The sequence below is a fragment of the Magnetococcales bacterium genome (assembly GCA_015231925.1).
GTDB lineage: Bacteria > Pseudomonadota > Magnetococcia > Magnetococcales > JADGAQ01 > JADGAQ01.
The window spans coordinates 1-14206 of record JADGAQ010000106.1 but is presented as its reverse complement, the minus strand read 5'-3'; the positions used below and the strand labels follow the sequence as shown (position 1 = coordinate 14206).

The window sequence follows — 14206 nt, the reverse complement described above, 5'->3', positions numbered from 1 at the left end:
AACCCTTTTTGCTTCTAAAGAATCAGGAGTTCTAAACGGCCAATTTCTTCTTCCTCTTCTCATTCCATAAGAAAAAGAATCCACCGCCAATAATCATCGTCCCAATCGCCATGCCAATAAATATCGAATAGTCGAACCGATACGCATCCGAGCCCGGATCATACGTCGTGCAGAAAAATCGTACCCGCCGCACCAAATCCGCCACCAGCGAATCCTCATGCTTCGGCGTCCCCAAAGTCAGCTCCCGCAACGGCTCCAACAACAACGGCGTCTCAAAGGTCATTCCATAAACCTGCCGGTAAACCACCCCACGCCCATCCAATACACTGGCCTGAATCATATGATCAAACCCCCGGGAACTGGGATAAAATACGAACCCCAAATCCCTTCCCAACCCCTCCATCTCCTCCGCCGACAAACTCACGAAACGCCAGTTGTCCCCCCCTGCAATACCCTGGGCCCGCGAAAAGGCCCCCATGGCCTGGGGCGTGTCCACCCGCGTGTCAAACCCGATACTCAATACCCGAAATCCATCCGCCCCGAATACCTTGCGCGCCTTGGCCACCACCTCCGCCAAATGCTTCGTCGTGGTCGGACAAATATGATAGCAACTCGTGTAAATCAAACTGATCACCAACGGTTTGCCAAACATCTCCCGCAACTCGAATACCTTGCCGTTGGCATCCACCAGCTTGCGATTGCCCACCTGCCGCCCCACCGCCTGCTGACTGAGGCGCAACGCCTCGTTCTGATCGAATGGGGTGGACACTTCGTCCATCGCGCCATGATCATGGCCTCCGGCATGATCGTCGGCGGGCTCCTGATGAGCCGATCCGTGGTCCATCGAATGTGCGGGGGTTTCCGGAGAAGCGTGCGGAGCGGCGGCCATGGCCGGAGCGGTGAACAGGGTAATAGCAAGCAGCCAGATACCGGATCGAGTGTGCATGCAAGGCTCCGAGGGGGAGAGGCGACATTCTTTCAATATTTTATCTTTTAAATATCAAAAAAAGGAAATGTTCTGTCCGTTGACTTTGTCGTTTGTGTGTTATTTATTTTATAAACCATCGCACAATTGACTCAGTAAAATCAATTGTATAACCACGAACTAGATGTTTTAAAAGGACAATAAAGAAAACGTCAAAGGACAGAACATTTCCTTTTTTTGATACTTAAAAGATAACATATTGAAAGTCAAAAGAGGGTGGCAATTAACCCAAAAGCTGAACGTCCAGAACCGTACCGCCCAGGAAGAGGGCCAACTGCCCCAACGAGGCGCGGAAACTGGCCATGGCGTTCTCCCGGGTGGGATCGTCCACCAGACGCCAACTGGCTCGCAAAAACCAGAGACCTCCCAGAACGGCTCCCAACAGGGAGAGCCAGCCGAAACCCACCAGTGGCATGGTCAGAGAGGCCAGCACCACCAGCACCACTCCCAGACGCACCACCTGCGCGGTGCGTTCCACCCCGGCCACGACCGGCAGCATGGGGATGCCTGCGGCGGTATAGTCCTCTTTGAGGGCGATGGCCAGACTCCAGAAGTGGGGCGGGGTCCACAGGAAGAGGACGAAGGCCACGGCCAGGGGACCGCCCCCCACTTCGGGATGCACTGCGGTGGATCCGGCCAGAATGGCGAAACTGCCTGCCAGGCCGCCGATGACCACGTTCATCCATGTGCGGCGTTTCAGCCAGATGGTGTAGACCACGCCGTAGAAGAAGGCGCCGAGGAAGACGAAGAGCGCCGACAGGGGATGGATGGCCCAAGCCACGGCCAGCACCGGCAGCACCAGCAGCGCCCCGAGAAAGACCAGCCAGCCGGGGGAACGCCGCAGGCGACCCGTGGCGAAAGGACGGTTTTTGGTGCGCGCCATGACGGCGTCGATGTCGGCGTCGTAATAGTGGTTGAAACCACCGGCGGCGGAGGCGGCCAACAGCACCGACAAAGCCAGAACGAGGATCTGCACGGGGGAGAGGGCCGGGCCTTCGGCGATGGCCATGCCTGCCAGGGTGGAGGCGACGATGGCCCCGCCGATACGCAGTTTGAGCAGAATCAGCATTTGGCCGAGATCGGACAGGGGGGAGCCCTTGACGAGCATGATTCAAGCCTCCGGAGAAAAAAATTTCATTCTTTTGAGGAAGGGTGAGACAGCCGCTGCCAAGCGGAAACATCTGTTCAATATTTTATCTTTTAAGTATCAAAAAAAGGAAATGTTCTGTCCTTTGACTTTCATTCTTTCAGTATACCCCAACCGGGTATCTGCTCAAGAGATACGGGGATAATCCCGCCCCGCCCCCGACGGGTCCAGGGCAGCGCCCCGGGACTTTTTCTTTCGCCGTTGCCACCCCATGGGGTCCAGGGGGCACCCCTGGGACTTTTTCTTTCGCCGTTGACAGGATCATGCCGCGCTGTGCAGGGGCTGAATCGTTACCTGAGCGGACTGATTATTTCTTAAAGAAAAGTCAAAGGACAGAACATTTTCTTTTTTTGATACTTAAAAGATAACATATTGAAAGTCAAAATAGTGAAAGTCAGTTTGAGCCCACTCCCGGTCCGGGGACCGGGAGTGCCTGGGGTTGCGGACGAACGGATCGTCCGCAACCCCATTGTATCAGTGCATGGGCCACAAGGTGGAGAGATACTTTGCGTTGATGAAGAAGTAGACCACGAAACTGCCCAGGAAGATCAGAGCCATCACGAAGGTGCCGTTGGCATGGATGTGGGAGGCGGTCTGGGCGGGCACGGGGCCCATGGCCAGCATTTCGGGACGCTTGACATCGTAGGCGGAAGCCGCCAGGGGAGCGCCGAAGCTGGTGAAGATGCTGGCGGAAGAGTCGAGACGCTTGCCGAAGAGCAGAGAGCCCACGGCGACGGCGACGTACATCAGTCCGCCCACGGCGGCCAGGACGGCGCCGACGGCGGCCAGACCCAGCATGGTGATCGCGGTGCCCTGGAACTCATACTGCAACAGGGCGTCGGCGAAGTTCACGTCCCAGTGACGACGGGGCACGCCGAGGGTGCCGGCGCCCAACTGGAAGATGATCAGCAACATCATGCCGGCGGAGAAGACGTAGGGTTGCCATTTGGCCACCGCGGGCAGGAAGAGATCCCGACGGAAGAGGACGGGGATCAGGAAATAGGTGATGGCCATGAAGGCCAGGGTGGTGCCCACGGCCACGGTGGCGTGGAAGTGGCCGACCACGAAGTAGGTGTTGTGGATGATCAGGTTGATCTGCTCGGTACCCATGATCACGCCGGTGATGCCGCCGACGAAACCGAAGATGATCAGGGAGAGGAACATGCCGGAGAAGACCGGATTGCTCCAGGGAGCCTTGCGCAGCCATTCGAAGAGGCCGTTGGTGTAACCCTTGGCGCGTTGCGCCACTTCGATGGAGCCGGGCACGGTGAGGCCGTGGATCATGCTGGCCAGCACGGCGAGATACATGGCGTAAGAGGTGTTGAAGACCTTCCATTCGGAGCTGATGCCCGGATCCACCAGGATGTGGTGGGCGGAAGCCAGTTGCAGGAAGAGGATGTAGAGCAGGAAAGCGCCACGGCTGACCTTCTCCGACATGGGACGGGCCCCGAAGACGATGGCGGCGATGGCGTACCAGATGGCGACCTGCGCGGAGACGTTGATCTGCTGGGAGCTGTGACCCATGGCCCACCAGATGGTGCGGTACATCAGGGGATCGATGTGGTTGATGTAGCCGATGGACCAGAGGAAGGTCGGGATCAGGATGATGGCCCCGGAGGCAATGGTGAAAATGGCGATGATGCAGGCGGTGAGAGCGCCGAAGGTGACCAGCGGAATGGAGCCTTCATAGCTCTTCTCTTCCCGTGCGATGACCAGGGTGCCGAGGAAGATGAAACAGCCGAGCAGCGCGCCCACGGCGAAGAGGATCAGACCCAGGTAGAAGTGGGGCTGAGCCTGCATCGGGGTGTAGGAGGTGAACATCACCGAGGAGCCGCCCTGCAGGATGGCCACGGTGGTCAACACCGAACCCGCCAGCATGAGAATGAATCCCAGCCAGCCGATGAGAGGCGTCGCCGGCCGCACCCGCAACAGGGTGGAGGAGGCGAAGTAAAGCACGGCGATTTCGAAGAAGATGATCCAGAAAAGCAGGATGGCCGTGCCGTGGAAGGTCAGGGCCATGTAAAAGTTTTCCGCATTCAGCAGATGCTGCTTGGGTGAACGGGTCAGGGCCACCAGCAGGCCCGCGATGCCGCCCAGCAGGAAAAAGACGACTCCGAGGACGGCATGAGCCTTCATGAGGCTCTCCGCCGATTTGTGAAAATAGAGCCCGGAAGCGGGACACTTCCGGAACATGCTACCCATCATGGCGATCTCTCCCTTTTCCTTACTTCACGTGGATTTTGCCGAGCATGGTGTGATGATTCACCCCGCAGTATTCGTTGCAGACGATGCCGAAGTCGCCGCTTTTGTCGGGGGTGATGGTGATCACGGTCTCATACCCGGGAATGATCTCCAGGTTGACGTTGGTGGGCTGCAGCGAAAAGCCGTGCAGCCAGTCCAGAGAGGAGATGTGCAGCCGGTAGCTCTGCCCCTTTTGCAGTTCGAGAATGGGGTACCATTCCCAGAGACGGGCCAGCATGTAGACATCGGACCCCGGAGGCGGAGCCACCACCGGCGTGTCGCCCTTGCCCTCCTTGCGGACGGTGTGAGCGGCAACCATCTTCTCGACCTTGGCCTGATAGGTTTCGGGCTTGGTGCGATACGATTCGTTGGAGAGGTTCTGGCGTCCGAAGACGTGCCAATAAGGCATCCACAGGAAGAGGATCAAACACCACAACAGGGCGATGACGATCCACATCCCCTCGATGCGATCCAGCGGCTGTTTCCACCAGATACGGTGGGAGGGAGGCGTAATGCTCATGAAGAAATCTCCGGATGAAGTTGACGAAGATCAGGCGGTCACGGCGCAATCGGAATGGTGACGACCTCCATGATGCCCCAGATCAGATAGAACACGGTGGGCATGACCACGCCGAGAAACAGCAGCAGGAACGGATTGTCCAACACACGCTGCATTACCGGTATCGGTTCTTCCCCTCCGGGTAGATCCCTCTCCTCTCTCATGCCTTTTCCTCCTTTAGGTGCAAACGTTTAGCAGACGATTAAAGAATGGCCGACAATACCTTCTTCCCGGGCCGGATGGGCTTGGCGAGGCGAGGGAGTCGGATGAAATTTTCAGTGTGCAGCCTAACGGAAGAGGCCTCGAAGAGGATTGATTTGTGTCAAGAACGGGCAAGAATTCGCTCCGGCTGTGTTTTTTCACACAGGCGCTCCCGGATGAAGTTGTCCGGCTCAACTTGTCAGGCCGTTTCAGGTCAGGATATACTCGGATTTGACGCTCTGAGTTGCCATGGCCGGGTGATCGATGATGCCGGCAGGCGTAACTTTCTTTCCCTGGCGGATAAAAGGATGCGATATGGAAACGGCGCAAGATCCTGAATCGGGTCAACGGGAGTGGTGGTGGTTGTCGGCCATCCTCTTGCTGGCCCTGGTGCTGCGCCTGCACGGGCTGACTTTCCAGAGCCATTGGAACGACGAACTTCAGAGCGCGGTACTCGGCGACCCGGAAATACCGCTGAACCTGGTGGTAAGGCGCACCCTGCTGGACGTGCATCCCCCCCTGTATCAGGTGGTGTTGAGGGCCTGGTACCGGACCTTCGGCTACACGGAATTCGTCGGACGCGCCCTGTCGGTGCTGTTCGGCGTCTGCGGCGTCGGGGCCTTGTACTTCCTGGGCCGGGAGGTCGCCGGGCGGCGGGTGGGCCTCTCCGCCGCCCTGCTCGGCGCCCTCAACGTGTTCCTGATCGCCTACTCCCAGGAGACCCGCTCCTACGCCCTGCTGTTTTTGTTGTCGTCTCTCTCCTGGTTATTCTTCATCCGACTGCTGAAAGATCCGCTCTGGAAGCGAACTCCCGGCTATCTTCTCTCCACGATGGCCCTGCTCTATACCCACTACTTCGGGCTGTTCGTGGTCATGGCCCAGGGGATCGCGTTCCTGGGGCACCTGCGGGTCGTACCACAGCAGCGAGGGCGCGCCCTCCGGGTGGTCGGTACTCGGGCGTCATCGCCGCCTTGTCCTTATTACCAGCTTCCCGTCAAGGAGCAGTTTCGGGAGATGGCCCGGGAGATGGGAAAACGGCATCAGGGCTATCTCCTGTATGCCTTGAAGTGGACGGATGAACTCTACAACGTCTCCTTCCGGCAACTGGGTATCGGGCTTCGGGCCAATAGAGCCGGAATCCTGGCGCAACGTTTGGCGCAAGAGAAGGCGCCACCCCGATTCTGGTTGCTGGACGGCCACGGAAAACTGGAACATGAGGACTTCATTCGCCGTTTCGGTCTGAAAGAGTTGGACCGGGTGACGCTTATCGGCGTCATCGCCCTTTTGCTGGAGTCTCCCCCGCCGGAACGGCTCTATCGACTTCGGGAGTAGGGTTGCAAGGTGCTGCGGGACATTCTTCACCCCGATAATGCCTGACTGAACTTCCGCATCGAACAAAGATCATCGGCTTTATCACGTCTCCGTTACTCCGATTATCCTTCCCGGCTGCCTCCCGGTTTGACGCGGGGTTCGGCGTATTTCGGCTTGTGCCGCACCTCTCCGGGTTCTCCGGTGCATGGTATAAAAAGGAAAAAGAATAAAAACGATGCGCGACCCCCGTCGACAACTCAACAGGAAAGTGGTCTTGTCGGCGAAATATTAGTATAAATAAATATTCAATAACTTAAGCTAATCAATCCACGGTGTATATCCTGAAAAGTCAGATTCCCCGCAAGATTGTGTTTAACAAAATGATTCGAATAGTGTATGGTAATTATGGGGATCCGGATAAGAAAGTCCCGTGAATTCAACGTGATGAGCAAATAATGTCACGAATTCGTCATTGATAATGCCAACAGGTTTGTCACTAAAATAATGATAGGGTATGGCAAGGCCATGGTGATTTTCGGATCGGTTGCCACGGTTCCGGACCCGAACCCGGAGCGGAGACGACGTATGCGGCCTGCATTGTTCACCTTGAATGCCGAATCCAGCTTCCACGGCAGGGTGACGGTTATTCTGCTGGCGGCCAACCTCTTCGTCTGGGGGCTGGCGGGGTGGTCCCTGCTGGAGAGTCGGCAACAGTATCGCGAGGAGGCGGAGGTCACCACCCGCAACCTGGCCAGCGTATTGGAACACGCCATCGCCGGCGTTCTGGACAAGATCGACATCGCCCTCGTCGCCGTGGTGTCGGAGGTGGAACGGCAACTGGCCGCCGGCAGCCTCGACGGGTCGGCTCTGGGCCGACACATGGCCCGCATCCAGGCCACCATTCCGGAGATCACCAGCCTGCGCGTCACCGATGCCGAGGGCAACGTGCGTTACGGCAACGAGGTGACCGCCTCCACCCGCATCAATCTGGCGGACCGCAGCTTTTTCACCCGGCAACGGGACGAACCCGCCTCCGGGCTGGTCATCGCCGAACCGGTGCTGGCCCGCATCAGCAAAACCTGGGTGGTGCCCCTCTCGCGGCGCATCAACGGAGCCGGTGGAACCTTCGCCGGGGTGGCCTACATCAATATCCCCCTGGACTATCTGGCCCAAACCTTCTCCCGCCCCGCCATCGGCCACGACGGCCTGATCGCCTTGCGCGAGGCCACGAACCTGGGCCTGGTCTTCCGTTATCCCAAACCACGGGATATCGCCGGCCATCTGGGAGACCCCCGCCTGCCGGCGGTCTATCGCCAGCGGGTGGAGGCCGGCGTCGCCGGAGGCACCTTCACCGCAAGCGGCGACCCCGACGGCGTGGAACGCACCACCTCTTTTCGCCGGGTGGCCCGTCATCCTTTCATCATCAGCGTCGGCCTCTCCATCACCACCCTTCTGGCCGAGTGGTGGCAACAGGCGTGGGCCATGGGGCTGCAGGTGAGCCTCTTCGGCTTCTTCACCCTTGTTGCCGGTTCAATGCTGCATCAGGCCTGGCGGCGGCAGACGGAGGCGGCCCTCCGCTTCGAACGGGAGGCGGCGGAACGCCGGCTCCGGGAGGAGGAGCTGCGACGGCTCAATCAGAAGCTCGACCAACTGGTCACCGAACGCACCGTGGAGTTGCGGGCCGCCAATCGGGAGTTGCAGACCGCCTCCCACGCCGCCGCCCACAACCTGCGCGCCCCTTTGCGCGCCCTCAACGGCTTTTCCGCCGCCCTGCTGGAAGAGGCGGGCGACCGCCTGAATGCCGGGGAGAAGGAGTTCCTGCAGCTGGCGCTGCAGAGCGCCGGGGAGATGGAGCAGTGTGTCGAGGGTTTCCTGCGTCTGGTCCGAGCCACCAGCGAGGGACTTTCCCGTCAGAACGTGGATCTCTCCACCCTGGCCGAATCGATTCTGGCCGACTGCCGTGGCCGGGATGCGCAGCGTGTGCTGGTCTCGGAGGTGACGCCCGGCATGAGCGTTTCGGGGGATCCCCACCTGTTGGCCGTCGCCCTGGGCTGTCTGCTGGACAACGCCTGGAAATTCAGCGCCGGTCGGCCCGTGAGCCACATCACCTTCACCTGTGCCGTCGAGGCGGGCCAAACCACCTATTGTCTGCGGGACAACGGCGTCGGTTTCGACATGGCTCATGTGGAACGCCTTTTCCTGCCGTTTCAAAGAGCCCATCGGGCCGGGGAGTTTCCCGGCACCGGGGTGGGGCTGGCCATCGCCCAACGCATTATCGCCCGTCACGGCGGGCGCATCCGAGCCGAGTCGACGCCCGGCCAGGGAGCCCTGTTCCTCTTCACCTTGACCCCGGGAGAGCGTCATCATGAGCCGTCAGACTGAAATCCTGCTGGTGGAGGACAACCCCAAGGATGAAAAACTGACCTTGCGGGCTTTGCAGCGCGTGGGCAACCGGGTCGTCGTGGTGCGGGACGGGGAGGAGGCCTTGGACTATCTCTTCGCCCGGGCTTCCTATGCCGCGCGTTCCGTCGCGGAGGTGCCGGCGGTGGTGTTGCTGGATCTGCAACTGCCCAAACTCGATGGCCTGGAGGTGTTGCGCCGCATTCGCGCCGATGCGCGGACCCGCTTGGTGCCGGTGGTTATTCTCACCTCGTCGGACGAGGAGCAGGATCGTTTGCAGGGTTACGAGTCGGGGGCCAACAGTTACGTCTGCAAGCCGGTGGAATTTACCCGTTTCACCGAGGCGGTGGCCCAGTTGGGCCTCTATTGGCTGCTGGTCAACCAACCGCCTCCGGGGGTATAGATCCGTTGCCGTTCAATATGTTATCTTTTAAGTATCAAAAAAAGAAAATGTTCTGTCCTTTGACTTTTCTGCCGCCCTAGACAAAATTTAGCAAAAAATTACGTAACTATTCATGGCCCTGTGCAACGCGACATGACGAAGTCAACGGCGAAAGGAAAAATCCCAGGGGTGCCCCCTGGACCCGTTGGGGGGGATAATCCCCCCCAAACCCCCGTATACCTGAACAGATACAAATTTACGGACAACGTCAACGGACAGAACATTTTCTTTTTTTGATTTCTAAAAGATAAAATATTAAAAGGAATATCGTCTGCGGGAGGTGCCCCATGCGCTTCAATACCATCATCTGGCTGAACATTCTGCTGGGCGGCCTCTTTCTGCTGGCCGGGCTGGCCACCGTGACCCTCGTGGAACACCACGTCAAGGCACAGGCCCTGCGCGACGCCGAAGAGAAGGCGCGTCTCCTGCTGGATCGCAATCTGGCCACCCACCACTATTTCGCCGAACGACTCAAACCCGCCGTCTTCGCCGCCCTGGAGGGGCATGCCGACCGGGACTATTTCGACCCCGCCTGGATGTCATCCACCTACGCGGTGCGCCATATCGATGCCTGGTTTCAGCAATTGGCCCAAAAGCCGTATTACTATAAAGAGTGCGCCATCAACGCCCGCAGTCCGGAAAACGAGGCCGACGCCGAAGAGCGGGAGTTCATCGGACGGCTCAACCGGGAACCCGAGCTGATGGTGCAATCGGAAATCCGCGACCTGGCGGGGCAACCCTTTTTCGTGGTGCTGCGTCGCGGCGAGGTCATGGAAGAGGCTTGCCTGCGCTGCCACAGCCAGCCGGAGAAGGCTCCGGGCGATCTGGTGAAACAGTTCGGTCCCACCCGCAGTTTCAACCGGCAGGTGGGCGAGGTGGTTTCGGCCATCTCCATTCGCATTCCCCTGGCGGAAGCCTATGCCAACGCGGACGATTTGACCCGGCGTCTCTCCACCATGCTGGCGGCGGTGCTGCTGTCGTTGTTCCTCCTGCAGTTCAACGTGCTCCGGGCCCAGGTCTTCGGACCCATGCTGCGCCTGGTGGAATTCATCAAAGAACCGCCGGTGCTGCCGGGGGCCTACCTGATTCCACGAGGGGGCCGGGAGGTGCGGGAGCTGACCGAGGCCTTCAACCAACTGCTGGAGGGACACCGTCGCCTGGAAAACGAGTTGCGCTTGTCCAACCAGAATCTGGAACAGCGGGTGGCCAGCCGCTCCAGTGATCTGCTCGATGCCAACCGGGAGCTGGAGGCCTTCATCTACGCCGTCTCCCACGATCTGCGCGCCCCGTTGCGCGCCATCGACGGCTTCAGCGCCGCGCTGCTGGAGGATTGCGCCGACCGGCTGGACGAGGGGAGTCTGGAGAATCTCCGTACCGTGCGGGAGAGCAGTCAGGAGATGGGCCGCCTCATCGAAGGACTGTTGCGCCTCTCCCGCGCCACGCGCGGCGAGTTGTACCACGAGTCGGTGGATTTGAGCGCGTTGGCCGAAAAGGTGGTTGCGGAGTTGCGTCGCCAGGAGCCGGAGCGCCGGGTGGCGTGCCGCATCGACCCCGGCCTGACCGCTTGCGGCGATACCCGCCTGTTGCGAACCCTGCTGGAAAACCTTCTGGGCAACGCCTGGAAATACACCGCCCGAAAAGAGGAGGCTCTCATTTTCTTTTGCGCCACAGAGCGGAACGGGGAACGGGTCTTCGAGGTGCGGGACAACGGCGCCGGGTTCGACATGGCTCAGGCCGGAAAACTCTTCACCCCCTTCCATCGGCTGCATCCCGGCGCCGATTTTCCCGGTACGGGCATCGGTCTGGCCACGGTGCAACGCATCGTGGCCCGCCACGGGGGGCGCATCGGGGCCGAGGCGGAAGCGGAGCGCGGAGCCACCTTCTTCTTCACCCTGAATCCCGGATCATGAGTGGGGAGAGGCAGGATCGCGAGATGATGGGGACACGGTTGAACATTCTGGTCATCGAGGATTCGGAACAGGATTTCCGGTTGTTGACCCGCCTGTTGCAGAAACAGGACCTGGAAGCCAACCTGCATCGGGTCGACTCCCTGAAAAGCATGCGGGAGGCCATGCGGGTCGGACGTTGGGATGCGGCGCTGTCCGATTACAAGATGCCGGGTTTCAGCGCGGAAGCCGCCCTGGAGGTCTGGCTCGCCGAAGGCGACATGGCCCCGTTCATCGTGGTTTCCGGGGCCATCGTGGACGAGGAGGCCGTGGCCCTGCTGCGCAGCGGAGCCAAGGATTTCGTTCCCAAGGAGAACCTCTCCCGCCTGGCGCCGGCCATCCGGCGCGGCTTGCGGGATGCCGAGGAGAGTCGTCTGCGCCACCAGGCGGAAAAGGCCCTGCGCCTCTCCGAAGCCCGTTTCCGTCAGCTTTTCAACAAGGCCCCGGTGCCCATGGGTTTCGTCAACCGGGAAGGGGTCATGATCGCCATCAATGCCCGTTTCGAGCAGGCCTTCGGCTATTCCCTGGCTGATCTGCCCACCATCGACCACTGGTGGCATCGGGCCTATCCCGATCCGGGCTATCGGCAGTGGGTGCGGGACAAGTGGGAAGAGGCCCTGCGCCGGGCCCAGGAGAGCCAAAGCGACATTGCTCCCGGCGAATACCGCGTCACCTGCCGCGATGGTCAGTCGCGGCTGATGCAGATTTCCGGCATCTTCATCGACGGCGGTGTGCTGGCCACCTTCCTCGATGTCACCGAAAGCCGGCGCATTCAGGACGCCCTCAAACAGAGCGAAGAGCGTTACCGGGGCATCGTGGAGGAGCAGACCGATCTGATCTGCCGTTATCTGCCCGATGGCACCCTGCTCTTCGTCAACGAGGTATTCGCCCGATTTTTCGCCACCACCCCGTGTGAGCTGGCGGGCAGCTCCTGGTACCATCTGCTGCCGGCGGAAGAGATCCCCCGCTTCGAATCGCTGTGGAACACCCTGTCGCGGCAACAGCCGCAACGCATCACGGAGTTGAGCATGCGCTCCGGAACGGGTGAATCGTGTTGGATGCACTTCGTCAGCCGGGGTCTGTTCGATCACCACGGCCACCTGGTGGAGGTGCAGACCGTGGGCCGGGACATCAGCGAGCGGCGGCGGCTGGAAACCGCGTTGCGCGATTCCCGTGATGCGGCGGAGACCACCTATCAGGCCTTGCGGGAATCCAACGAATTTCTGGAGAAACTCTTCAATACCACCCATCTGGCCGTGGTTTTTCTGGACCGGGAGTTCAATTTCATCCGGGTCAACCGCTCCTATGCCCGGGCGGGGGGGCGGGAAGCGGACTATTTCGTCGGCAAGAACCACTTCGAACTCTATCCCCATGCGGAGAACGAGGCCATCTTCCGCAGGGTGGTGGCCACCGGGGAGCCCTATTCGATACTGGCCAAGCCTTTCGAGTTTCCGGACCATCCCGAGTGGGGCACCACCTATTGGGACTGGACCCTCCATCCTGTCACCGGCGGCGATGGCGAGGTGGCGTGGCTGATCTTCATGTTGCGCGACGTGACCGAGGACAAACGGGCCCAACTGGCGCTGCTGGAGGCCAAGGAGAAGGCGGAGACGGCCAATCGGGCCAAATCGGAGTTTCTGGCCACCATGAGCCACGAAATCCGCACTCCCATGAACGTGGTGGTGGGCATGGGGGATCTGCTGCTCGACTCGGGGTTGAACGCGGATCAGGAGGGTTTCGTGCAGCGCATGCAGACGGCGGGCAACAATCTGCTGGAGCTGATCAACCAGATACTGGACTACTCCAAGATCGAGGCGGAGTGTTTCCGCATCGTGGAGGAGCCGGTGAATCTGCGTCAACTGTTGGACGAGGTGATTGCGCCGTTGGAGATGGTGGCGCGGGGCAAGGGGCTGACGGTGAGTTGGGAGGTGGCCCCGGAGGCGCCGGAGTGGGTGTGGACCGATCGGGTTCGCTTGCGGCAGGTGCTGTTCAATCTGTTGGGCAACGCCATCAAGTTCACCGAACAGGGGGCCATCCGGCTGCGAGGGTGGATGGATGAGGCCGGGTTCGTGCAAATCCAGGTGACGGATACGGGCATTGGTATCGGCGGGGATCATCTGGAGGCGATATTCGAGCGTTTCACCCAGGCCGATACCAGCATCACCCGGCGTTACGGGGGGACGCGATTGGGGTTGTCGCTGTCGCGGCGCATCGTGGAGTTGATGGGGGGGCGCATCTGGGTGGAGAGTCAGTTGGGGCGGGGCAGCACCTTTCATCTGGCGCTGCCGTTGCGGCAGGCCGATCCGCCCGAGGTTCGCGAGGAGCGCGGGGTTTGTGGCGATACCGCGATGCAGGCCTCGTTGCGTTTGTTGTTCGTGGAGGATTCGGAGGACAATCGGATGTTGTTGCGGGCCTTTTTGAAACGCACGCCGCATCGTTTGTGTTTTGCCGAGGATGGGGAGCAGGCGGTGCGACTGGTTCAGGAGAGCGCTTTCGAGTTGGTGTTCATGGATGTGCAGATGCCGGTAATGGACGGGTATACGGCGACGCGCACCATTCGGGAGTGGGAGGAGCGCAACGGGTTGCCGCGCCTGCCCATCGTGGCCTTGACGGCTCATGCTCTGGAGGGGGAGGCGGAGCGCAGCCGGCAGGCGGGGTGTGATTTGTATCTGAGCAAACCGATCAAGAAGCAGCGCCTGCTGGAGGTGATCGCGCAGTTCGAGCGGAGGGGGAGTGATTGCCTGAACCGCAATCCTCTTGGGATGTAGAGTTCCGTGGTCTATTCAGTCATACGGGGGTCCGGGGGGGATTATCCCCCCCGGCGGGGTTCGGGGCGGAGCCCCGAGGTGTTGACGTGGCCGTCGCGGTCCGCAGCATAAAAAGAAAGCGCACCAAACCACCACCCGCACGAACCGGACAACCCGCTGCGGACCGCGGGGGGGCAAGGGGGGGCCTCATCCCCCCATCTTTGAAC

Annotated in this window: 10 protein-coding genes and 1 pseudogene; 6 read left to right on the top strand and 5 right to left on the bottom strand. The window is 60.3% G+C overall.

What is annotated here, in order from left to right; translation table 11 throughout:
* Positions 1-31: 31 nt before the first annotated feature.
* The 5 genes from HQL56_12240 to HQL56_12220 all read right to left on the bottom strand — a co-directional run bounded on the left by HQL56_12240 (position 32) and on the right by HQL56_12220 (position 5096).
* The gene (locus tag HQL56_12240; protein ID MBF0310286.1) at positions 32-946 is read right to left on the bottom strand and encodes an SCO family protein; all 915 of its coding nucleotides are present in this window, start codon (positions 944-946) and stop codon (positions 32-34) included.
* Between the two features lie 262 nt (positions 947-1208).
* Entirely contained in the window at positions 1209-2093 is an 885-nt protein-coding gene (gene cyoE, locus HQL56_12235; GenBank protein ID MBF0310285.1) for a protoheme IX farnesyltransferase, read from the bottom strand.
* A gap of 513 nt (positions 2094-2606) precedes the next feature.
* On the bottom strand, positions 2607-4334 hold the full coding sequence (locus HQL56_12230) for a cbb3-type cytochrome c oxidase subunit I (GenBank protein ID MBF0310284.1): 1728 nt from the start codon (positions 4332-4334) through the stop codon (positions 2607-2609).
* A gap of 22 nt (positions 4335-4356) precedes the next feature.
* Positions 4357-4893, bottom strand: coding sequence for a cytochrome C oxidase subunit II (locus HQL56_12225; GenBank protein MBF0310283.1), 537 nt, complete (start codon positions 4891-4893; stop codon positions 4357-4359).
* Positions 4894-4931: 38 nt separating this feature from the next.
* Positions 4932-5096 (bottom strand): hypothetical protein, encoded by a 165-nt coding sequence (locus tag HQL56_12220; protein ID MBF0310282.1) that lies wholly within the window; start codon positions 5094-5096, stop codon positions 4932-4934.
* A 352-nt stretch (positions 5097-5448) separates the two neighbouring features.
* Between HQL56_12220 and HQL56_12215 the strand changes: the two genes are divergently transcribed.
* The 6 genes and pseudogenes from HQL56_12215 to HQL56_12190 all read left to right on the top strand — a co-directional run bounded on the left by HQL56_12215 (position 5449) and on the right by HQL56_12190 (position 14000).
* Entirely contained in the window at positions 5449-6465 is a 1017-nt protein-coding gene (locus tag HQL56_12215; GenBank protein MBF0310281.1) for a glycosyltransferase family 39 protein, read from the top strand.
* Between the two features lie 564 nt (positions 6466-7029).
* A complete protein-coding gene (locus HQL56_12210) occupies positions 7030-8826 on the top strand; it encodes a hypothetical protein (protein ID MBF0310280.1) in 1797 nt (598 codons plus the stop codon).
* Positions 8810-9247 (top strand): response regulator, encoded by a 438-nt coding sequence (locus HQL56_12205; GenBank protein MBF0310279.1) that lies wholly within the window; start codon positions 8810-8812, stop codon positions 9245-9247. The genes HQL56_12210 and HQL56_12205 overlap by 17 nt, the downstream gene beginning before the upstream one ends.
* Before the next feature lie 326 nt (positions 9248-9573).
* Positions 9574-10200: pseudogene (locus HQL56_12200) on the top strand (DUF3365 domain-containing protein).
* A gap of 42 nt (positions 10201-10242) precedes the next feature.
* Positions 10243-11196: a hypothetical protein gene (locus HQL56_12195; GenBank protein ID MBF0310278.1), complete on the top strand. Its 954-nt coding sequence runs from the start codon at positions 10243-10245 to the stop codon at positions 11194-11196.
* Positions 11197-11219: 23 nt separating this feature from the next.
* The gene (locus HQL56_12190) at positions 11220-14000 is read left to right on the top strand and encodes a PAS domain S-box protein (protein ID MBF0310277.1); all 2781 of its coding nucleotides are present in this window, start codon (positions 11220-11222) and stop codon (positions 13998-14000) included.
* Positions 14001-14206 lie beyond the last annotated feature (206 nt).

Excerpts from the sequence above, each read along its gene's own strand:
- HQL56_12240 (MBF0310286.1), bottom strand. The coding sequence starts at position 946 with ATGCACACTCGATCCGGTATCTGGCTGCTTGCTATTACCCTGTTCACC.
- cyoE (MBF0310285.1), bottom strand. The coding sequence starts at position 2,093 with ATGCTCGTCAAGGGCTCCCCCCTGTCCGATCTCGGCCAAATGCTGATT.
- HQL56_12230 (MBF0310284.1), bottom strand. The coding sequence starts at position 4,334 with ATGGGTAGCATGTTCCGGAAGTGTCCCGCTTCCGGGCTCTATTTTCAC.
- HQL56_12225 (MBF0310283.1), bottom strand. The coding sequence starts at position 4,893 with ATGAGCATTACGCCTCCCTCCCACCGTATCTGGTGGAAACAGCCGCTG.
- HQL56_12220 (MBF0310282.1), bottom strand. The coding sequence starts at position 5,096 with ATGAGAGAGGAGAGGGATCTACCCGGAGGGGAAGAACCGATACCGGTA.
- HQL56_12215 (MBF0310281.1), top strand. The coding sequence starts at position 5,449 with ATGGAAACGGCGCAAGATCCTGAATCGGGTCAACGGGAGTGGTGGTGG.
- HQL56_12210 (MBF0310280.1), top strand. The coding sequence starts at position 7,030 with ATGCGGCCTGCATTGTTCACCTTGAATGCCGAATCCAGCTTCCACGGC.
- HQL56_12205 (MBF0310279.1), top strand. The coding sequence starts at position 8,810 with ATGAGCCGTCAGACTGAAATCCTGCTGGTGGAGGACAACCCCAAGGAT.
- HQL56_12195 (MBF0310278.1), top strand. The coding sequence starts at position 10,243 with ATGCTGGCGGCGGTGCTGCTGTCGTTGTTCCTCCTGCAGTTCAACGTG.
- HQL56_12190 (MBF0310277.1), top strand. The coding sequence starts at position 11,220 with ATGATGGGGACACGGTTGAACATTCTGGTCATCGAGGATTCGGAACAG.